15 protein-coding genes are annotated in these 21,315 nt (G+C 38.2%); 11 read left to right on the plus strand and 4 right to left on the minus strand.

Annotated elements, in window-relative coordinates:
- Positions 1-15 precede the first annotated feature (15 nt).
- The 11 genes from BQ9893_RS06795 (at position 16) to BQ9893_RS06840 (ending at position 16,672) form a co-directional block, all read left to right on the plus strand.
- Positions 16-411 (plus strand): helix-turn-helix transcriptional regulator, encoded by a 396-nt coding sequence (locus BQ9893_RS06795; RefSeq protein ID WP_244155072.1) that lies wholly within the window; start codon positions 16-18, stop codon positions 409-411.
- The gene (locus tag BQ9893_RS06800) at positions 408-1,502 is read left to right on the plus strand and encodes an AAA family ATPase (protein WP_087880661.1); all 1,095 of its coding nucleotides are present in this window, start codon (positions 408-410) and stop codon (positions 1,500-1,502) included. Before BQ9893_RS06795 ends, BQ9893_RS06800 begins: the two co-directional genes overlap by 4 nt.
- Before the next feature lie 143 nt (positions 1,503-1,645).
- On the plus strand, positions 1,646-1,840 hold the full coding sequence (locus BQ9893_RS06805; RefSeq protein WP_075965309.1) for a hypothetical protein: 195 nt from the start codon (positions 1,646-1,648) through the stop codon (positions 1,838-1,840).
- Positions 1,841-1,903: 63 nt separating this feature from the next.
- Positions 1,904-3,313, plus strand: coding sequence for a MobV family relaxase (gene mobV, locus BQ9893_RS06810; RefSeq protein WP_075965310.1), 1,410 nt, complete (start codon positions 1,904-1,906; stop codon positions 3,311-3,313).
- Between the two features lie 147 nt (positions 3,314-3,460).
- Positions 3,461-10,834 carry a sacsin N-terminal ATP-binding-like domain-containing protein gene (locus tag BQ9893_RS06815; RefSeq protein WP_075965311.1) on the plus strand — a complete coding sequence of 2,458 codons (7,374 nt, stop codon included), beginning with the start codon at positions 3,461-3,463 and terminating at the stop codon, positions 10,832-10,834.
- A 3-nt stretch (positions 10,835-10,837) separates the two neighbouring features.
- A complete protein-coding gene (locus tag BQ9893_RS06820) occupies positions 10,838-13,171 on the plus strand; it encodes a PIN domain-containing protein (protein WP_075965312.1) in 2,334 nt (777 codons plus the stop codon).
- Between the two features lie 3 nt (positions 13,172-13,174).
- The gene (locus BQ9893_RS22020) at positions 13,175-13,477 is read left to right on the plus strand and encodes an AlbA family DNA-binding domain-containing protein (RefSeq protein WP_244155073.1); all 303 of its coding nucleotides are present in this window, start codon (positions 13,175-13,177) and stop codon (positions 13,475-13,477) included.
- The gene (locus tag BQ9893_RS22025) at positions 13,465-13,824 is read left to right on the plus strand and encodes an AlbA family DNA-binding domain-containing protein (protein ID WP_244155074.1); all 360 of its coding nucleotides are present in this window, start codon (positions 13,465-13,467) and stop codon (positions 13,822-13,824) included. The genes BQ9893_RS22020 and BQ9893_RS22025 overlap by 13 nt, the downstream gene beginning before the upstream one ends.
- A 259-nt stretch (positions 13,825-14,083) precedes the next feature.
- Complete coding sequence (locus BQ9893_RS06830; protein ID WP_075964355.1) at positions 14,084-15,469, plus strand: IS110 family RNA-guided transposase; 1,386 nt, start codon at positions 14,084-14,086, stop codon at positions 15,467-15,469.
- Positions 15,470-15,484: 15 nt separating this feature from the next.
- On the plus strand, positions 15,485-16,354 hold the full coding sequence (locus tag BQ9893_RS06835; RefSeq protein WP_244155075.1) for an ATP-binding protein: 870 nt from the start codon (positions 15,485-15,487) through the stop codon (positions 16,352-16,354).
- Between the two features lie 18 nt (positions 16,355-16,372).
- Entirely contained in the window at positions 16,373-16,672 is a 300-nt protein-coding gene (locus tag BQ9893_RS06840) for a helix-turn-helix domain-containing protein (protein WP_075965313.1), read from the plus strand.
- Between the two features lie 230 nt (positions 16,673-16,902).
- Here the strand turns inward: BQ9893_RS06840 and BQ9893_RS06845 are convergent, their stop codons facing one another.
- The 4 genes from BQ9893_RS06845 to brxL all read right to left on the minus strand — a co-directional run bounded on the left by BQ9893_RS06845 (position 16,903) and on the right by brxL (position 21,305).
- The gene (locus tag BQ9893_RS06845) at positions 16,903-17,130 is read right to left on the minus strand and encodes a hypothetical protein (RefSeq protein WP_075965314.1); all 228 of its coding nucleotides are present in this window, start codon (positions 17,128-17,130) and stop codon (positions 16,903-16,905) included.
- Between the two features lie 424 nt (positions 17,131-17,554).
- Positions 17,555-18,577 carry a virulence RhuM family protein gene (locus tag BQ9893_RS06850; protein ID WP_075965315.1) on the minus strand — a complete coding sequence of 341 codons (1,023 nt, stop codon included), beginning with the start codon at positions 18,575-18,577 and terminating at the stop codon, positions 17,555-17,557.
- 122 nt (positions 18,578-18,699) lie between these two features.
- A complete protein-coding gene (locus BQ9893_RS06855) occupies positions 18,700-19,479 on the minus strand; it encodes a toll/interleukin-1 receptor domain-containing protein (protein ID WP_075965316.1) in 780 nt (259 codons plus the stop codon).
- A gap of 341 nt (positions 19,480-19,820) precedes the next feature.
- Positions 19,821-21,305: a BREX system Lon protease-like protein BrxL gene (gene brxL / locus BQ9893_RS06865; RefSeq protein ID WP_075965454.1), complete on the minus strand. Its 1,485-nt coding sequence runs from the start codon at positions 21,303-21,305 to the stop codon at positions 19,821-19,823.
- Between the last annotated feature and the right edge of the window lie 10 nt (positions 21,306-21,315).

Raw genomic sequence — 21,315 nt, forward strand, 5'->3', positions numbered from 1 at the left:
CAAACCATACTACTTTTGCAGTGCGAATCTACTTCAGACCTCACTGATATAGTGAAGCCCGGGCAGGTGCGAGGCAAGCGTTTTGCCGTGAGGGTCGCCAGCAACCCTGCCTACTATCACATGATTGATAAGAATAATTTCAATCCGTCTCAACCCGAGACTTTGGTCATCACCTCTGTAGAGACTTTGAAAGAGGCTTTCCAACAATGGGCGGAAGAACAGGAACAGACACGTCTGGCAACCGCAAATGATGCCATGTTGGATGAATCCGCAGTATTGCAACGCTTGGGCAAGAGCCGTGCCACACTTTGGAGATGGAATGCTTCGGGTTATCTCACCTGTTATAAGATAGGAGGCAAGAACTGTTATAAACAGTCCGATGTGGAACGTATAGAGAAAGGTTTGAGATGATGGACAAAGCAAACATTCCAATCCTGACACAGCCACCCAACAAAGATGACGTAGTAAAGAAATGGCATGAGTCACGCATTAGTATGACGGAAGAGTACGACACTGGAGCAGTTGTTATTCAGGTGGACGGCATACCCATCGGTACATTCGGCAATTTCAGTGCATCCATCGGAAAGGCCAAAAGCAAGAAGACATTCAATGTCTCTGCCATAACTGCGGCAGCACTGAGTGGTGAGAAGGTACTTACGTATGAGGTATGTTTGCCAGAAGGCAAGAACAAGATTCTTTATGTCGATACCGAACAGAGCAAGGCACATTCCAAGAAGACGCTTGCCAGGATCCTTGCTCTTGCCAACCTTCCCGATGGTACGGACACTGACCGCCTGGAATTTCTCTCCTTACGGAAATACACGCCTAAAGAACGCATTGAAATTATAGAATGTGCTCTTGCGACTACCGAAGGAATCGGGCTTGTCATCATCGATGGGGTACGTGACTTGCTTTTTGACATCAATGCTCCATTGGAGGCTACGCAAATCACTTCCATACTGATGCGCTGGACGGATGAATATCAGATTCACATCCATACAATCCTCCATCAGAACAAGGGTGATGAGAATGCCAGAGGTCATATCGGAACGGAGATAAACAATAAAGCTGCGACCGTCATTCAGGTGGAGAAAGACAAAGTCGATGAGAACATCAGTAAGGTGTCCGCAGTGCTTACACGCGCACAGACTTTCCCCACCTTTGCATTCCGTATCAATGACCACATTCTTCCTGAGCTTGTTGAGGACTATGTGTCCGAACCGAAGAAAGCCGGTCGTCCGTCAAAGAAAGAGTTCGACCCATACTTTGACATTACACAGAAACAGCACGAAACCGCCCTTGAAAGGATATTCCCGACCATGTTTGACGAATTCAATTATGAGGACTTCCAAAACAGACTTGTCGAAGAACTTCGCACCATACTTGGCAGTTTCAACAAGAACAAGGCAGCAGCTGAAATCACTTTCCTCAGAAACAAGAGAATGGTTGTGCAGGACAACGGGAAACTCTACCGTTACAATCGGGGTGGCTACCGCTACTGACCAAGTGTCTTGTTTCGGTTACTTTACTTTATTCAAGGTGCATATATATAGGAATAAAGATAAGTAAAGTTGTAACCACATAAGAGACCCGAATATTGGTGGAAAATCCTTTAAGTGGAATTCGATAGTGAATAGTGACAGATATGGCGGATGTGGACAGCTTGCTGGCTAAGGAGGGATATTTTAAAAATTCCGTAGCTTATTACGGCATTTTTTCTACGACCGCTGCACAAGTGGCAGCTAAAAAAGCCGATAAGCGAAAGGGCAACCCTCTCGACACCCGTTTGACTACCTGTTCTATTCTTTTCCCTACCATCATCAATGACGGTTTGCAATGACGGAATTTTATAAAGCGACCATCGTAAAGTAAACAGTAAAACTAACATTAAAACGAAACTATCATGACCCAATATGCAGTATGCCACATTCAGCGTGGCAATTCAAACGGCAGTGGATTGAGCACCCATATAGAGAGACAGACGAAAAGCGGAAAGCCGTTCATCCCTAAAAATGCCGACCCGTCGAGAACACACCTTAATCGTGAACTACTCTCTTTCCCCGATGGGGTAAAAGATAGAAACGGTGCCATCAAGAATCGGCTTGCCAATGCCGGACTCAAACGTAAGATTGGCAAGAACCAGACAACCCACCTGTGTGCAATCTTATCCGGCAGCCATGACCAGATGATGAAGATACAACAGGAGGGACGATTGTCCGAATGGATCAATGCCAATATCCGCTGGTTAGAAGATACATTCGGGAAGGAGAATCTGGTTTCTTGTGTGCTGCACATGGACGAGAAAACTCCCCATCTGCATGCCACGATTATTCCTATTGTAACCACGGAACGCAAGCGTCGAGAAAGGGAAGGTCAAAAGAAATACCGTACCACAAAAGGAGGGCCACGATTAAGTGCAGATGATGTGATGCACCGTTCCATGCTTACCAAATATCAAGACAGCTATGGCAAAGCCATGAAAGGTTTCGGGCTTGAACGTGGCGTCGTCGGTTCCGTTGCGAAGCATATTTCCAACAGTACCTACTACAAGCAGAAGATGGAAAGTATTCAAGAAAATATCGAGATACTAATTCAGGAAACTGAAGTAAAACAAGCAAAGCTGGCCAGACTCAAAAAGGAAGAGGAAGCAGCCAAAGAGGGCAAAAATTTCATCCTTAGTCTTTTCAATAAGGGCGACCTGGCAAAGGCAAGAACTGCCATAGCCGAGCAGACCGCACAGATTGAGTCACTGCAAAAACGAGTCCGAGTATTGGAGCAGGAGAAAAAGCAATTGGCAGAGAATGGAGAGAAAACCCGTTTCAATCTAGAGCAAACCTTGAAGAAGACAATCCGAGAATCTGAAACCTATAAGAAGGAGAACGAGAATTTGAAAGAGAAGAACAGGGAACTTGACCGCAAGGCAAATCCCCATCGTTATAGGCTATCTTCAGGGGCTACGCTCATTCACTTTTATATTTCTCCAAGACACACACCATCACCAAGCGTTCACATTTGGACACAGGTAAAAGATGAGATATTTGACGATGCCAAATATACGGAGTGGCGAAATCCGGCTATGCAGAAGTATCTGAATGATGAATTTACCGAATATGAACTTATCAATGCCATCTTTGAACCGTTTGAGCAGGTCAGCCAAATGCAGGCACAATTGCTTGATGCTTCCTTAGGATTGATGGCTGGTGGCCCTGCACAAGTTCATGTCGGTACTGGAGGTGGTGGCTCATCGTCGGATATGCCGTGGGGAGAGAAGAAGCGTGATAACAATATGGGGTCATCTAGACGAAAACGGTAACAATTGGTGTTAACGAAGAAGAAAACTATCTTTTTCACAAGAGATTTGCAGATTTTCAGAGATTTCTTCGAGAATCTGCAAATCCTTTTATAAATTTATGTCCAAATATTGACAATTCAATAAAATTACAACAACTAGAAGTATAATATGGAAAAGAATATAAACCTCTCTACGGCAACAGACAAGGAACGCGAAGCGTATCTTCTTGATCATTGGCATATAGAAAGTCTTTCTTTTGTAGCTGAATTTCACTATGATGAAGTGAAACAGATCGGTATTATTGATAACGTATATTCAAGTAATGGCAAAAGGATATTGAAATATCCAATTATAAAAGATATACCCGTACGCTTCAAAATCTCCAAAAAACTAACAAGTTCTTGGTGTAGTTTTAATTGTGTTATTGCGCCTGAAAAAATCAGGGAAGCCACCTACAATCCTTTTGCTTTATCTATAGTTGCACTCTTGCCAATAAGAAAACCTGATTTTATATTTACTTCTACTGATGGCAATGCGAATAAGCCGAGGACAAAAACAACTATTACTAACAGAGATGACTATTCTCTTGTTAACGACTTGCCAATAGATGATAAAGATAGAACTGATATTGGTATTGTTAGATGGAGGTTGAATCTGCGTAATTTCAGATTTATCGCTCAGTTTAAATCTATTGGAAATGAATATGAAATATCGGATATAAGGCGTTCTGACTTCTCTAAATTGATAATGCATAATATGGAGCAGTTGGCTCCATTTTGTGCAAAAATAAAAAGGTCAATACGTAATGGATATTATGAATTTACTTGGAAACTAGTAAATTGTGATTTTGAGAAAAACGAATATCAATTTACTGTAAATGAAGATTTTCCAATCGTCGAAGTAACACCTTTAGCTGTTGTTGAGAAGTTGCATAGAAATATAATGGGCGAAGGTGCTCCTTCTGCTCAAAGAACAGTACGTTCTATTGATACTCTAAAAACTCAACTCACCGCTAGCGGAAAGGAAATATTTATTTATGAATTATTGCAAAATGCAAATGACTATCCTCAAGAGATAGATAACATTAAGCAACCCGTTGATGTGGAATTTCACATTACCGATAAATATCTAATATTTATGCATACTGGGGCTGTGTTTTCAGAAAAAAATATAGCGGCTATATGCGATATTAATGATAAAGACAAAACGGATAATACAGATACTATTGGTTACAAGGGCATTGGCTTTAAAACCGTGTTTGTTGATAATAACTATGTTTATTTGTCAACAGGTCGTTTTCATCTGCGTTTTGATTGGGATTATTCTAAAAATAGAGTTTCAACTCCTTGGCAACTTTTACCTATTTGGACGGATATTTCAGAGGTGGATAATGGTGTGCTAGATATTTTCAAAAAGACTTATACCAAGTTCCCTGTTCAGTTCGCTTTACGCCCAACTAATCCTTCAACACTTAGGCAATCTGAACAAAATTTTGTAAAACTATTTAAGGATGTATTTGCAAATGAAAGAGTAATTCTCTTTATTCCATATATTAATTCTGTTAAAGTATTTTTCCACGATAATTTTAATCAAGACATAACAAGAGTTAAGTGTAATGACAAATGGGTCGTTAACACTTATAAAGATCATATCAAAGAAGAAACAAGAAAGGCTATCAATAAAGAGATAGATAAACAGAAAGAAAATGGCACTTTAAAGATACCAACAAAGTATTATAACTTTAAGGAAACATCTGTATCTTTTGCGTGCGAAAAAAACGGGGTTGAATTGCGTCCTGTATTAGATGCTTTACTATATTGTTATTTGCCAGCTAAAAAAGCATCATGGGGCTTTAAATTTTTGATGAACACAGATATGGTTCCGACTGGTCCCCGTGATGACATCGAAATGGATTTGGATGTAAATCGAGAGATTGCATATATTGCAGGTAAAAAATTCTTTGAATGGATTCTTCAGTTATGTCGTGAGCAAAAGTATAAAACAGACACGATTTATCAACTTATACCTGATTTTGAGGGATGCAAAAATGGTGTTGGCAAAAATTATGTGGATCTTATTGAAAGATTTGAGAAGGGATTTGAAGAAAAACTGAAGAATGAAGAATTTATACCTATTGGAGCAGGAAAGTTTAAAAAGATTTCAGAGGTTATCCTTGATGAGACTAGTATTACGTCATCTGGTGTAATTAAAGACGCAGATTTCTTAAGTTACTTGCCTGAAGACAAATATCTTCCTATGAGGATATTGCGTACAAATAAGGATTTCAAATCATTTCTCAAAAGATATTTAACAAAGTTTGGATTTGCGAACAATATTTGGAATAAAACTAATCTTGTTCAAACAATAACTACCGAAAAAATAGCTTCGTGGTTGAAAATCCAAGAAAACAACAATCTTTTCCTCAAATTTTTACTTGAAAAAAAATGGTTAACAGACATAGGTGTTTATTCTATATTTCTATGTGCAGATGGCAATCTGTATTCTTGTAGTTCTATTTATCACGATAAAAATATTTTTGACAAGGCAAACTACCTAAAAAGGTTTGAAACATTGATTCCACATCTGACACTTCAAACCGTAGAGTTCTTCAAAGACAACGAAGAATGGGAAGAACAAACAAAAGGATTATTCCCTGCCCTCAAAAGCAAATTATTCGTTTTGAACGTTTTGCTTAATGCTTCAAATAGATCAAATACAATTACTGCATTAAAGGACAAACAAACTTCCTTGGATTTTTATTCTTTCCTTGCTAAATATGTAAATCTTTTCAAAGAAGATGGGAATAAAACAAAAGATGAAAGTACTATAAATATTCTGAAAGAACTACCATTTTGGGGATTCATACATGAGAATAAATGTGATGCAGATGTCGCTTTTGATTCATTCAATAAATTAATATTGGAATTTTCTACAGAAGCGTTATCGTTTGTAGAGCATCCATGGGTGAATAATAATTGGATAACATTCATATCAAAGGACTATACAGAAGAGGTTATAACATATTTAAAGACTTTTTATGGAATAAAGGAGTATTCTGAAAAACTTGTTGTTGACACATTTATAAGACCTTCTTATAAAAATGTTAGCAATGGTTGGAGTTCTCGAGAAGAAAGAATATCCCCAAAACACCTTGAGGAAATTAATTCTTCTATTCAAAATCCATCTTCGAATCTTGATTTCTTTAGGTTTTGCTTCTCTAAGAAAGAACTATTCGGACCAAAGGAATTGTGCGAATATTGTCTTCACGTATATAATGGAGCCAATGAAGAAGCCTATATAGATAAGTCTGTAAACAGATTTATTGATACAGGATTATTCAATGTGTATTCGCAAAAGGCTTGGATGGAGAAAGAATGGCTGTACAAAATAGACCGCGCTTATTTTGAAAATCTTGACGAAGAACAAAGTAAAATATGTAAGAAGTTTTTAAGAGAATGTTTTGATATATCCGAAATGACAGACACTATAGCCTGTCATCTCGTGATAAGAAACAACCTTCCTGCAATCATAAAGAAGACATCAATTCCCAATCCATATGAAACAAAAGATGAGGTTTTGTCATATTTGAACGAGTATAATCAAATAGTAGATGATATCGTAAACTTAAACGTGGATTTTATCAAATTTATTGATTCCAAATTAGAATGCTTCAGAGACAAGGAAACCAAGGTATTGCCTGAGAGATTTAAAGACATAGTATTAAATGATGGGAAGAATAATATAAAAGTATCTTCACAGACATATTTCCCAGATACTGATCTGGAGAATATAGTTAACATGTCATGGTTTCCATCAAACATAAAAATTGAAATTGTCAACAAGAGTTATGGCCAACTTGATTTGTTAACATCTCTTGGTGTAAGAACATACACATTTGCAAGTTTCTTTGATACTGTAATATGCACACATCCTCAGACAATAGGCACATTCATCAAGGATTTTGATAAGAATAAAGAATTTCACGCATTTATAGCAAGTCGCGTCTCAAGCATCGCACCAGATAAGTTATCTGATTTATCAAAATTCCCGGTATTTATTATTGGTTCGGATTCTCAGGAAGATGTTAGCGAAACTGGTACTAAGGTTGTTCCAGCGACGGTATCTTCTTCTCTTTCTAATCACAAGATTCTAAGCTCTACGGTAACGGATTTATTTAAAAAGAATCTTGTTAAAGCTTCCGATTTGGACATAATACATCCTGATTATCAACCTGATGAAAATTTTGATTCATATTGGTCAAAATTTGGGAATGTACGCTTTGAATCCTCACATTTTGTAGAGTGGTTACTTAGTCATAAACAGACATTCTCAACAACTATATCTAAATCAAACGAGAACATAGGATTCTGGCGATGGGCAAAAACTAATATTGCAGGCAACGAAAGAATAGGCGAATTAAAATTCCTTCCTGTGATAACTTTGCCTTTACTATCAAATAGCAGTGATAGTAACATTGTTAATGCCCCTCAAGACACATTCAAAACATTAATAAATACCATATATGCTTCGAACCACTATATGCCAAACGAGGATATAGAGTCGTTTGTTAGACTGAATGATGAAAACGCATTATTTATTAGCGATAAATACCTAACTGATCAGGAAACGCCAGAAACCATTGCTACATGGATGGAATTTTGGAAGAAAGTTGGCATAAAGAATGATTACCTTTCAATAATCATCAACACAATTATTCCAAAACTATCGTTAATTAAAAACGACAACTTGCCCAACCTCTTTGCTCAATATGAGGTAGACCTTAGAAAGCAAAATGCAAATCTGCCATCAACATTGAGCCCGATGCTCGTGAAGACTGTAGATGGAGTCTACAGGAAACTGTCGTCAACGGTTTATATCAACACTAATACGACAGAACCATTTCCCTATATATCAATCCCAAACTCTGTCTCATTTGTGGGGAAGGATCAAAATGTAAGCGCTTTAATGCTTCAAATTGCGACTGCAGCAAATGCCACCATTGTAAATACTCCTTTAGATTGGCGAAAAGCAAAATTAAAGAGATATTCAGAATTGCAAACAATAAAGGAGAAGGTCGATAAATCCCTCTCTAATGAGATTATTGTTGTGACAGATGAAGAGAAGAATTCTGTAATGTCCTTCGATTCTATTCACTTTGCATTACTCAAAGATCTTGCTTCTATCAAGGCAAACAAAAATGACTCAATAACAGATCTGGAAACTTCAATTTCTCAGTTAAAGTTATATTCAAATGCAGGTGTACTTACATTGCCAAAGGCATTAACAGCAGGCTCTATTTACAATCCACTTTGTGACTATCAGATGTATGGAATTACGGAAGGAATCACTTATATATCGGACAAATATGCTGATATTGAAAATATCAATAGTCTCATTGATGGCACTCTTCGTGTACGTAGTGGATTCAGTGAGAATGAAATTCCTCTTCTTGAAAAATATCCAAAGTTCGCACGTTATTTCTGGGATACCTTTTTAGCTAAAAACATTGCCGGTTATTCAAATGCTCAAAAGACAATATTGGGGTATTTCCGAGATAGGAAGTTCTCTACAACTGCATGCATACCAACCGAGAAATCAGTCATGAAACCTGAAGATTTGTATTTTGGTAACGATGTAGATGAATTTGTTGATAGACTTCCTAACTATAAAGAAAAGATTCCTGCTGTTGCCGATATTGTATTTGAAGAGAATGGACAAAAGGTTTCTTTGTTCAGTCTGCTTCCATTTAAGTCTGACAAACTGACCTTGCAAGATTGCTTTGATGCCTTGGTTTGCTACAATGATCAGCAACGTAGGCCAAAGCTGCTGTCTTGGATTGTCTCCCAATTCAATAAACAAGACGCAAAGCATATAGCTATCCGTGACGATTACAGAAATAATCCTAATGCAAAATGGATAAGCGGAGATAATGACACGAAACGCATTGAAGAGTTATATGCTTTGGACGAGCCAAATGGAAAACTTAGTTTTTACTTCGGATCTCATCCCAAAGTATTCAACACCAATTATTTCCCCAAAGGAGAAGAGTATTTGAAGGCTTGTGAATGTTTAGGTATAAGGGTTATCCACGACAACACTGCTGACATGGAAACTGTTCATGTCAAGTCAATCGAACCCGATATGACTGAAAATTCGCTGAAACAGTATCTTCAGATGGCAGTTCTTATACTTGCGGGTATTGAATCTGCTCCTGATTGGGAACCTGCATATAGTGCTTACTTTGAAGAAATCTCTAAAATGAAGTTCGTGTGCTGTGAGTCTATAATCCTACGATATAAAAATGACAATAGCATTTCTACCGACTCCAAGAGATTCTACCATCAGTCAGGTACTGATACATTTATGTATGTTGATAGTTACAAAGACCCACGATTGTTTACAGACTTTGTAGGTGAACTCATGCTTTGTCTCAAAATCAAAGCTGATAAAGATATTATTCTTAATCTCCTCTATGATAAGAAGTCCGCTTTGGCAGAAATCGAGAAACGTAATCAGTTGAAAAGCGACGAAAAATTCATGCAGTTTATGGAGGCATACGATCGTGGTATTAGTTCTCGATTTAAGGGTAAGAAAGCTGATGAAACGCCAATAGAGTCTAAGATAGAGCACAAAAAAATAGAAGTGACAGATCAGGTTTCTGACGTTCCGGTTGAGGAGAAAGAGACTCCACTTGATGAAAACATTAATAGTTCCCATGGGCAGTCATCAGAGACAGAATTAACAAAAGAGAAGTCTCAAAAAGAAAAAGTTTCTGCAAATGAGAAGGCAACTGATGAAAAGCAACAGGAAACAGAATCAAAACAGAAGGATACTGAACTGCCCCAATCAAATGAACAAATGACTAAGTCGAAGCCTTCTTATGAGCGTTTAGATCCTAATAAGTATAAACGTAGAGAAATGAAAGTTGGTACTCAAAATCCCCAAACCATGGGTATTAATAGAATTATTGGTGATGATGAGAAGCACCAGCTTTCAGAAATCTTAGGTAGAGCTATGGAAGTTGATACAATAATGAATGAGAACTACATTGTTCGTTTACGCTTCTATAATGAAGTTGTTAAGAAGTATGGTGGTGCTAAAATGGATATTAAAGAGTTTGTCTTGAACAAACATCGTGAACTTGAAAGTATTGGGGATAAGTTTATTCATAGGTGTAGTGCGCGTGGTGGTACTCTTTACATATCGCCAGATATATGGAAATTACTAAGACAGGATAAATGCGTTGTCTGCATGTACTATGGAAAATATGCAGATGATTTCATCTTTATTGAGTCTCAGGAAGATTTAATGCAGATGATTGATCAAGATGCAATTGTTATACAAGTAACAGGTAATGATAAGAAGGCTATTGTTAGCAAGGTATACGACGATGAAATTTTGTCAGACCTGAAGACTAATGGCAATGTATATACGCTTATCAGAACTATAAAAGAAGAGAATTCTCAATTAGTTTACACATCTCCGGATGATATTCCAGCGAATAGTTATTCAGATGAAGATGTTGACCCTGATATGTTTTAAGTTATGGCAACAGTAATAGATAACTATGTAAATTTTTTCCTGCATCAAAAACAGGAAATCATAAAAGAGTATAATAAAATTAAAGATGTATCTCTAAAGCAATTGTTTAGGGAGAGTAAAATCATTATTGGCCGCATTGACAGAGTAAATTCAACTAATGGTCATGTTATTATTGAGATTGATAGACATTTGTCTGTTCGTCTCAAAACAATGATGAACTGTACTTTACTCTCAAAAAAATGCTTTGAGGTACTTGGAAATAATTACTCAAATTGGAGCATTTCATTTGGTGAATTTAACAAACCTGAACACTCTATTTGGCACCAAGGATTGTCAGATATAATGCCAATGTATTTCACCGAAAGTCAGAATCCAGATAAAGCATATGTTGGTTGCTCATCTTTATCTGTGAAAATGTACAGTGATATTGAGAAACTTTTAGGAATGGGCAAAACAATTAATATGCTTCTTTTTGACCCATTCCCTCCTACAGAATATCTGGAGAATCTTGCAGTTTATACTAAATATCACCCAGATAACGAGTATTTCAATATCAATGAAGAAAAGAAATATGAGGATTGGCATCCTATTGAATTGGAATTTAATCCTCAGAATACTCTAGCTATTCCAGAAACAATAAAAACAGTACTAGAAAAAGAAGACAAATGTATTCTTCAAGGACCTCCGGGAACTGGTAAGAGTTTCACTATTGCAAATATAATTGCCAATTATTTGGAGAATGAAAAGTCTGTTTGTGTCACAACGATGGCAAATAAAGGACTTATTGAACTTGTGAAACAATCTCCTCTAAAGAAATACTTAGAAGAACGTAAAGTTTACAAAACGAACCTGTCCTCTGACGAAGCTAGAGCTGCACAAGGACTCCAATATATTAAACGTGATTTGTTGGCACCAAAAGGTTCGTTGGTTTGCTCAACATACTATGTTTTGTCAAAACTATTTAATATTGAAAAAGAGCAGGAATTCGTAATGCCTTCTTTTGATTTGATTATCATAGAAGAAGCTTCCCAGGCATTTTTATCCACATTAGCAGCATTTTGTTCTTTGGGAACAAAATGTCTGATTGTTGGTGATCCTATGCAGTTATCACCGATTGTAATTAATCTATCTAAAAATTCCGTTGAATATAAAATCTGGAAGGTTCAGCAACAATGTGATGGATTAATGAATATTGCATTGAATCAATCCATACCAAGTTACCGTATAACAACTACTTTTCGTTTGACGGAAAAGAGTGCGAATCTGACAAAAGAATTCTATGGTAATAATTTTAGATCCGTCCAACCTAATCCTGTTGATTTTTCAAATATCAAGAGCCCTTATTTCCCTAAAGAAGGTCAGCCAATTGTTGTTTTTACAGAAGATGGTCAAGATGGAATCTGCTCTGATAAGGCAATTGCAATAATAGATAACGTTCTTGGAAATTTAAAGGAATCATATCCAGATTCTGAAATTGCTATTATATCACCTTTTAAAGATACAGTTAAGTTACTTCAGAAAAGATTCTATACAGAGAATCAAGATCTTGATTTGACAATAGATACCATTGACCGTATTCAAGGTATGAATGTAGACTATGCCATCGTGTATTTTCCACTCGCTGCGGTATCGTTTGCTTTTGCTGAAAATCGTTTTAATGTGGCAACGAGTCGTTCTAAAAATACTACTCTCATTATTTCCGATGGTGATTTTCGTAATTTCCCTGCATTACCACCTAGAAGTAAAGCCTTTTTGTCAAGATGTGTAGTACTTTCTTCTGATGACTTTGATGAATATAACTCGACAGACTCAACTATTAATAATTGTTCATCTAAGAGGGTTGAAACAATCATGGGAAATGGAATAGAACTACATGTGACAGGGAAAATCGATTTGTCGAAATTTGAAAGAAAAAAGGTGGAAATCAAGGCTGGTGTTCAGAATTATTACGTAATAGACACCAATGTTTTTATCAATAGTCCTGAAATTATCTCTCGCATAGACAAACAATATCCTATTATCTTAGCTGCAAAAGTTGTTGATGAACTTGACAAAATGAAGATAAAACTTGATACTAGAGGAAAACAAAATGCAGAGAATGCTATTCGTTCAATAAATCGACAAATGGGGCAAAGGGATATTAGAATGGAACTTTCAAATGTTTCCTTATTGCCAGAAGATTTCGACAAACGCTCACCAGATAATATGATATTAAGTGTAGCACTGAAATATAAATCAGGTAATCCAATATTATTAACCTCAGACAATGGGTTGCAACTTAAAGCAAAAGGATTAGGATTATCAACCATTTCATTAAAAGAATTTATAAAGAGATAATATATGGCACTTGCAATAAATATAAACGATCTGCTTAATAAGCAGAAAATAGAATCCAACCGAATAGAGTTCAAGAAGGGTTGGAATCCTGCGAGCATATACCACAGCGTTTGTGCGTTCGCTAATGATTTTGACGATCTTGGAGGTGGTTACATCGTAGTTGGCGTTGATTCAGACGAGGCAACTGGAGTCGCTATTCGTCCAGTATTCCTACAGAAAAAATTGATGGTATTCTTCAAGAAATGGTGGGTTACAATAACAAGATTTCGCCTTACTACATGCCTCGCACAAGCGTGGAGGAAGTAGATGGTAAATCCGTACTTGTAATATGGTGTCCGGCAGGAATCAATCGACCATATTCTGTACCAGAGAATGTAATGGCCAAAAGTATGCCCAAGGAGTATTTCTACGTTCGTAGTGGTACGAGTAGTATCATTGCTAAAGGTGAAGTCCTTGATGAATTACGTGAGTTGGCAAGCCGTGTACCATTTGATGAACGAGGGAATCCTGATATTCGTTTGGAAGGCATTTCAACTTTGCTTCTTCGTGAATATTTGGTGAAGGTGGAGAGCAAGCTGGCAAGCGACATTAACACAAAGCCATTGCAGGAAATTCTTGAACAGATGGATTTGTATGTCGGGCCAAAAGAGTAAAGCCAAGCCTTTGTCTTGATTGAAATCAGAGTGGAACACAGAACGTTTCCGCCGCCTATGGCGGCAGAAACGTTTTTAGTTACCTTTGCTGTAGGCATAAGAAGCAAGCCGTTTTTTTCTTGGGTTTTCAATCCCACAAAAGAGTATGGCTCCTTGTCCTGCGAATCGAAGATTGGTCGTCAGAGGCCGTATAGAAGAATGCTCATCGACAGGACATGGCTTATGCCATTTATCCATCAACAAGAGTAACGATATTACCATGGCAAAGAAAGCAAAAAAAGTCAAGAGCGCCAAAGGTGCGGAACTTCGGATAGTCAATCCCGATGCGGCTGGGATAGACATCGCGGACGGTATCATGCAGGTCTGCATCCCTGCTGACCGCTCCAAGGACAACAACCGTGCGTTCGGAGCATATACATCCGACCTGCATGCCATCTCGGCATGGCTTAGGGAATGTGGCATAAAGACAGTCGCAATGGAATCCACCGGGGTGTACTGGATACCGCTGTTCTGTCGTCTTCAGGAGGACGGGCTGGATGTCGTATTGACCAACGCAAGGGATGTGAAGAACATAACGGAGAGGAAAACCGACGAGTCGGATGCCGAATGGCTGATGTTGCTGCACCAGTACGGGTTGCTCAAGGCAAGTTTCCAACCGCACAACGACGCCAAACGGATGAGGACACTTACCCGTCATCGTGACACCCTCTCCCGTGAAGCCTCAAGCATGGTCCTGCGTATGCAGAAAGCCATGCAGCAGATGAATATAAAACTTACGCTTGTCCTGTCTGACATCACGGGAAAATCCGGCATACGTATCATCGAGGCCATTCTTGCAGGTGAACGTGACCCCAAGAAACTTGCGGAATTGGCTGACATCCAGTGCAAAACCCCGAAAGAGGAAATAGCCAAGGCACTTGAGGGCAACTGGGAAGAAGACCTCATGTTTGTCCTCAGACAAAACTATGATACTTTCAAACATTATTGTACCCAACTTGGCGAGTGCGATGCAGAACTGGAGAAACTCATGGAAAACTACCGTGCGGAGGTTGCCAAAGTGGAAGATACTTCATATAGCCCGGCAAAAAAACGCCGCGATTATAAAAAGACCAGGCATACCGTGAGCTTCGACGTGGAAAGGAAAGCATACGAAATGTGGGGAGTGAACGTTTTTGAGATACCGGGCATAAGCCACCTGACCGCACTTGAACTGATGAGTGAACTGGGGCACGACTTTACCCGGAAGTTCCCGTCTTCCAAACAGTTCTGCTGTTGGTGCAACATCTCACCGAACACCAAGATATCAGGAGGAAAAAGAATATCAAGCCACGTGCCACACCGTCGGAACAATGTCGGGTTGATTTTTAGAAGTATCGCTTCTTCGCTCGCCAATGCGAAGAACCAATTGGGGAACTTCTACCGCAGAATACGTTCACGGGCCGGAGGTAAAGCCGCAGTCATTGCCACTGCCCACAAGGTAGCCGAGATATTCTTTGCCATGGTTGCAAACCAAACAACTTATAATCCGGAAAGAGTAGGTATAGACGAGAAAGTATTACTCGAAAAACGGATTACAAGATACAAACGTGAATTAGAACGAATTACAGGCACACATATAGAAATTGGCAATGCATGTGTTCCATAGAAGAAGAAGAACAGGATGCTTCGCAACGTGGCGGCAATGATGTTCTGTGAGAACCCAAGCAAGTTCTTCAAGCGTACTCAAATCGAAATAGTATATTTTCCTGAAGGCCGGTTGAACAACCCAAGCAATCTGTATGAGGGAGCTGTTATCACCGGTTCCGTGCCTCAAATCATTGATCGCACGTTGGAATATCTCAAACGTATGCTGGTGATGCAAAGTATCATCAAGCCCAATGACGATTATCGCAGTAGGAAGTTCTACACTTATCCGTATCAAGCATTAGAGGAAAGTGTGACTAATAGCCTTTACCATCGTGATTACCAGGAATGGGAGCCTGTGGTGATAACTGTAGAACCAGATGGTATAACCATCCAGAATGTGGGTGGCCCTGATAGAAGTATCTCGGCAGCAGATATTTCCCGTTGTGATATTCTTGTATCACGACGTTACCGCAACCGCCGCTTGGGAGAATATCTTAAAGAGTTGGATATGACAGAGGGGCGTAGTACCGGTATTCCAACCATACAAAATGTTCTAGAGAATAACGGTTCTCCACGTGCGACAGTCATTACTGATGAAGACCGCACGTTCTTCCGCATTACTATTCCTTGTCATGAAGCAGCGGGAAATATTATTGCTGATATTGCTCATAAAGATGGAACATTAAAGGCTTCAAAGCGTAGTGCACTAAAAAGTGCACCAGAAACTGCACTGCAAATCATTGATGAAATTAGGAACAATCCAAATATAACACTATCTGAAATTGCAGCGAATCTTGGTGTATCTCGCCGTTGGATTGCAACTAATATCAAACATCTGCAAGATAAGGGAATCGTTAAAAGAGTGGGACCCAATAAAGGTGGTCATTGGGAAATTATTGGTTAAACAAATATAAAAATAAAGATGTTGTTAGGTCAAAAAATAAAAGAACTCAGAGATACTCATGGGGTGTTGCAAAGACAATTAGCTTCATTACTTGAGATTGATACTCCTATGTTCTCAAAAATAGAGAGAGGCGACAGACGAGCAAAACGTACTCAGGTCATTCAGATTGCGAACTATTTCAAGATTGATGAAAAAGAACTTCTCATCCTTTGGGTAGCAGACAAAGTCCTAGATGCCGTTAAGGGTGAAGATGAATTTAAGCAAGCAGCCATCAAAGTTGCTAATGCCAAAATTCAGTCGGGTACAGACTCCATTTGAATTTTACTTTAATTTATCCGCATTATATATATGCGGATGATAAAGTAAAGTTATATGTTTAAAGGTAGGGAAAAGAAACTATATATTATTCTTTCCCTACCTTCTGTTATATATTTGCTGATCAAAAAAAGATATAACTTCTTTCTTTGCCTTACTGAAATCATTCGTTTGTGACACTAAAGTGACATTATTTTCTTTTCACTGCAAATTTACACTCTGCAAAAATGTTACTAACTCACAGATATAAAGACTAATACACTCGTGTTGTTATTATCTTCAATATTGTAGCCTAATACCCCAAGCGACCAATAGATCGTTTGAGAATGCCAATTTTCCAGCAAGCTGATTGGATGAAAAATAGCGTTATTTAAGCTCTTTTTCTTTTCGCCAGCCTCTTCCTCGTCTGTCTCAACAAAAAGCGAAATTTGCACACTTAATTGCACCCTGAGTTTGCTCATTATACGACCTCTATTAAGTTAGGGTAACTCAATACCCCAAGCGATAAATCGCTCGCGAGAAGTTGCCAATCCCAGGCAAGCAGGATATGGCTTTATTGCGATTATAGAATACCTTAACTCTCCACGCAATCATGTTTTGGATGGGCTTGTAATATCCTTGTAGCCTCTGTTTGACAATTACCATAGGCAAGCATATTTCAATAGTGCTTTTACGAACTCTTTTATGAACCCTACTGGTTCTTTTATGAACTCTTATGTGAACTCTTTTCTTGCTTTTAAGTGGTATCCTGAAGTAACGTCGGCCACCATAAATGCAGATACTAGATGATGAACACAGAACTATTGTTCGAACGCTTGCCAATCTAACTACATGAATCTGCCATATCCCAAAGGCGATTTTGCCAACCTCAAAATGACATTATAATTATTCAATATCCAATGCTGGAAGACTATTATCTTCAAATCTATCAAAGTCAGATTGGAAAAGACGGTCTTGAATAATCCTGTACTTTTCAAACTCTGATTCAGCAAACTCTTTGGCATATTCGGCAGAAACCTTTCCGCTATCTTGTAATATCGGGCTCTCAAATAAATTGATGAATTTGTCTATTCGCTTTACCCAATCTTCCATTGTCATAGGTATATGACGCATAGCCATACTTTCTGCCATATCAAGGGACGCATTGACTATTCTGCCCATTTCTTCCAATTCTTTTTCTCGCAAATAGTTTTTTGCAACAGACACATCTGTTTTGACAATTTTTCCATTCGGAGCATTTTCCCAAGTGGTCAATCCCATGTGCTCTTTATCTGCATTAGCTCGTTCTACAATCAGTTCCGCAGCGGTATGTCCATGCACAGCATAGTGCATTTTGTTCTGTACCTTCTTAAAGAAAAGACGGGTTGTCGGAGCATCCTTGTTATAGTCTACTGCCGTAGCATAGATATCCGTGAGCTTCTGATAAAAACGACGCTCACTCAGCCTTATCTCCCTTATTTCGGCAAGCAAATGTTCAAAGTAATCTACACCTAAGAAAGCCCCGTTCTCCATTCGTTTATGATCAAGCACATATCCACGGATGGCAAACTGGCGGAGTACAAACGTACACCACTGACGGAACTGAGTGGCACGAACAGAATTGACGCGATACCCGACACTGATAATGGCATCAAGATTATAGAACATTGTTTGATAATTTTTCCCATCAGCGGCAGTTGCCGAGTTTTTCTCGGCAACTGAATCCTTGACAAGCTCACCGGATACAAATATATTTTTTAAGTGAAGTCCAATGTTGTCAGTTGAGCAGTCAAAAAGCTGCGCCATCGCCTTTTGTGTTGCCCAAATGGTCTCATCTTTATACATCACCTGAATCCCATCCTCTTTGCCTTCAAGCATGAAGATGAGAAACTCTGCTGTACTATTTCGTATCTCTATATTTTGTGCCATAGTATAATAGTCTATAGTCCTATTTTAACAGTTGTTCAGGATTCCCGAACAACTTCTTTTTGCGGTTCTCTCTTCAAATATACATTTCAAATACTGCTAATACATATTTAGCATGATAAGAATCATGCTTTTGCAACCAAATCCAAGAAATCGCCTTTGGCTTTATTAAAACTACGCCAATCTGGTGTTATTTCATAAAACTCACACAATTCTTGATACAATTCATCTAATTTATTTCCGTCAGTAATAGACGCACCCTGTTTAACAACATTAAGAAATCCCATTTGCTCAAAAGTTATTTTGGAAAGAGTAAAAGGTAAAATCCTCTTGTTTTCCAAAGCCCAGGCAGCTCCCATTTCATTTTTACAAACATCACTCTGATTATAGTTTTCAGAAATGAAAAGAAAAATAAAATCACAATCTCTCATGTTCTCAATAATCTTTTCACGGAAATCATCTCCTGTTCTAATAGTAGAAGTATCCAAAGTACAGAATAAATCACTATCCTTAAAACCACAACCAACTTTCATTATTTCTTTGACAAAGCCATCTACAATTGTTTTATCAGAATGAGAGTGACTAATAAAGATCTTTCTTTTCCCCTTTTTAGTATCAATATACTTATTCTTTAATATGTTTGTTATGGCATTTATCGCTCCAAATTGATATGGTTGAACACATTGATTACAAGGGCTCTTTATATTTTGCAACTCTAACATTAAACGTTGAAAGCATTCTGGTTCCGTATCTTTAATCTCTACAATTAATTGATTTATAGTATTGATTAAAGCATCTCTTCCAGGACAGCAGGAATTACAGGGTCTTCCTAACTGTATCCCATTTATGGCTTTAGCAACATTATCACATGCAATAGCAGCATTTTCTATTATTTTTTTATCCATATTGGTCGCTTTTAATGTTATATCGTAATATGTAGTGAAACATTTCTATCAAAAGAGGTTAGCACATGTATATTTTGCCATCTTCGGCAGTATGTGCAAATTTTGCACATACTGAATCCTGCAGTAACTCTGATGACTCAAATATGCTTGGAAACGACAGTCCTATCCACGCCAAAAAGTTGAGCCATTGCCTTTTGGGTACACCAAAGGGTTTCATCCCGGATGATTACCTATACCTTGCTTTCCTTTTCCGAAAGATTGTATAATATAAATTGAATGTCATTTGACATAATCCCAACTATATCCAGTCAATTTTTCGCTCTCTATTTATACCCATAATACTATATTGACACATCCAATGCGCGATCAAAATCCGAATTATACTCAACAGCTGCCTTTCGCACTTCTATCTTAGGCATTTTTGTATTAAACTCTTCATCAATGTTATGGCATTGTGCTTTGATAATACCTCGACGAAGAATTGCTGGCTGTAGGCAATACTGATCAAACTCTTCATAATCAACATCTGATACATTCTGCCAGTGTGGGAACAACAACTTCATATAGGCTGTAGCTATGCGCTTTACAGCATTAAAGTCTCGCATATCTGCGTTGGAATCAAATGTTACTAGGGCATCGAAAAGCAGTCCATAAGAATTCTGGGTACGCAAAGTATGCATCAATTCCGAGAAATACTCCACGTTAATCGTCCAACCTTTAAAGATCATGCTCTTGTTGATTCGAGGTAAATACCACCCCTCAATAAAACAGTGAAAACGATCTAATAGAGCAGATTCTCTAAAGTTCTGAGGAAGAGAATCGAAATAACGGTATGACAACGGTCTATGTTGTTTGTTCAGAGGGATATTCCCCATTAACATCAGTCCACACTCGGAAGAGAACTCCGCATTATCAATCGTAGTCTTACCACTTTCAAGATATGATTTTAAGGCTGCTTGAATCTCAGCAGGTTCCTGAAATACAATGGTCTGTATTTCGTCAAATGCTGTATAGTCATGGTTCTTGATTATGCCATTTTGTTGCTTTTGCTTATCGTAGAAGAGCTTTGCCCTTGTCACCTTACCACCACTAACAAGCCAACCATATTTTGATAAATTACCAAATACATATGATTTACCTGTGCCCTTGGGCGCAAGCTCTATCACATTTAATCTGGGCTCTACAAATATTAGCAGACGAGTCAAGAACTCTAATTTTTGACTAATACATTCAAAGCCATCTGGATCATACTCCATAGCGGACAAAAGGACATCGAGCCACTCTGTTGTTGTAAAAGCTCTTCTTGCCTCACGCAAATAGCTCATGTCAACTGACTTATATGGCTTGAATGGTTTGTAATCAACCATCTCGACATGATTTTTTTTGCCATCCATATCAGGAAGGACACAAAGCTTAATAACGCCCCACTTCTCTCCATCAACCAAGTCTCCAACATGCTGATTATACACATAGTCTGGAATTTGGCCTTCGTTTAATTTTATACCTAAATCGGGAATAGCAAAACGACGAATACCCTTGACCAAATCTATGTAGATGATAAAGCGAGTGAGCAATGTTAGCTCTTGACCACTACCTAAACGATCTTTAACTGAAGCAGCCTCTTGTGGTATCACATTATCAAGAAATGCGGTAAGAGCACCTCTATCAACCCGTCCCGTAGTATTAATATATTTCTTTAGTACAAAATCTTTAACAAAAGACGGTAGATTACGGCCTGCAAATAAACTATTAGTAGAAGCAGGATCCTTATAAATTGCCATTGAGGCAAAATAGTTCTTTATCTTATTACTAATTTCTGTTTTCATACGCATCTAT

This window comes from Parabacteroides massiliensis (genome assembly GCF_900155425.1).
GTDB classification, from domain to species: Bacteria; Bacteroidota; Bacteroidia; order Bacteroidales; family Tannerellaceae; genus Parabacteroides; species Parabacteroides massiliensis.

What these genes read in the sequence shown, in the direction of transcription:
- BQ9893_RS06815 (WP_075965311.1), top strand. Translation starts at nt 3,461, where the DNA reads ATGGAAAAGAATATAAACCTCTCTACGGCAACAGACAAGGAACGCGAA.
- BQ9893_RS06805 (WP_075965309.1), top strand. Translation starts at nt 1,646, where the DNA reads ATGGCGGATGTGGACAGCTTGCTGGCTAAGGAGGGATATTTTAAAAAT.
- BQ9893_RS06830 (WP_075964355.1), top strand. Translation starts at nt 14,084, where the DNA reads ATGGCAAAGAAAGCAAAAAAAGTCAAGAGCGCCAAAGGTGCGGAACTT.
- mobV (WP_075965310.1), top strand. Translation starts at nt 1,904, where the DNA reads ATGACCCAATATGCAGTATGCCACATTCAGCGTGGCAATTCAAACGGC.
- BQ9893_RS06855 (WP_075965316.1), bottom strand. Translation starts at nt 19,479, where the DNA reads ATGGATAAAAAAATAATAGAAAATGCTGCTATTGCATGTGATAATGTT.
- BQ9893_RS06850 (WP_075965315.1), bottom strand. Translation starts at nt 18,577, where the DNA reads ATGGCACAAAATATAGAGATACGAAATAGTACAGCAGAGTTTCTCATC.
- BQ9893_RS06835 (WP_244155075.1), top strand. Translation starts at nt 15,485, where the DNA reads ATGCTTCGCAACGTGGCGGCAATGATGTTCTGTGAGAACCCAAGCAAG.
- BQ9893_RS06840 (WP_075965313.1), top strand. Translation starts at nt 16,373, where the DNA reads ATGTTGTTAGGTCAAAAAATAAAAGAACTCAGAGATACTCATGGGGTG.
- BQ9893_RS06820 (WP_075965312.1), top strand. Translation starts at nt 10,838, where the DNA reads ATGGCAACAGTAATAGATAACTATGTAAATTTTTTCCTGCATCAAAAA.
- BQ9893_RS06845 (WP_075965314.1), bottom strand. Translation starts at nt 17,130, where the DNA reads ATGAGCAAACTCAGGGTGCAATTAAGTGTGCAAATTTCGCTTTTTGTT.
- BQ9893_RS06800 (WP_087880661.1), top strand. Translation starts at nt 408, where the DNA reads ATGATGGACAAAGCAAACATTCCAATCCTGACACAGCCACCCAACAAA.
- BQ9893_RS22020 (WP_244155073.1), top strand. Translation starts at nt 13,175, where the DNA reads ATGGCACTTGCAATAAATATAAACGATCTGCTTAATAAGCAGAAAATA.
- brxL (WP_075965454.1), bottom strand. Translation starts at nt 21,305, where the DNA reads ATGAAAACAGAAATTAGTAATAAGATAAAGAACTATTTTGCCTCAATG.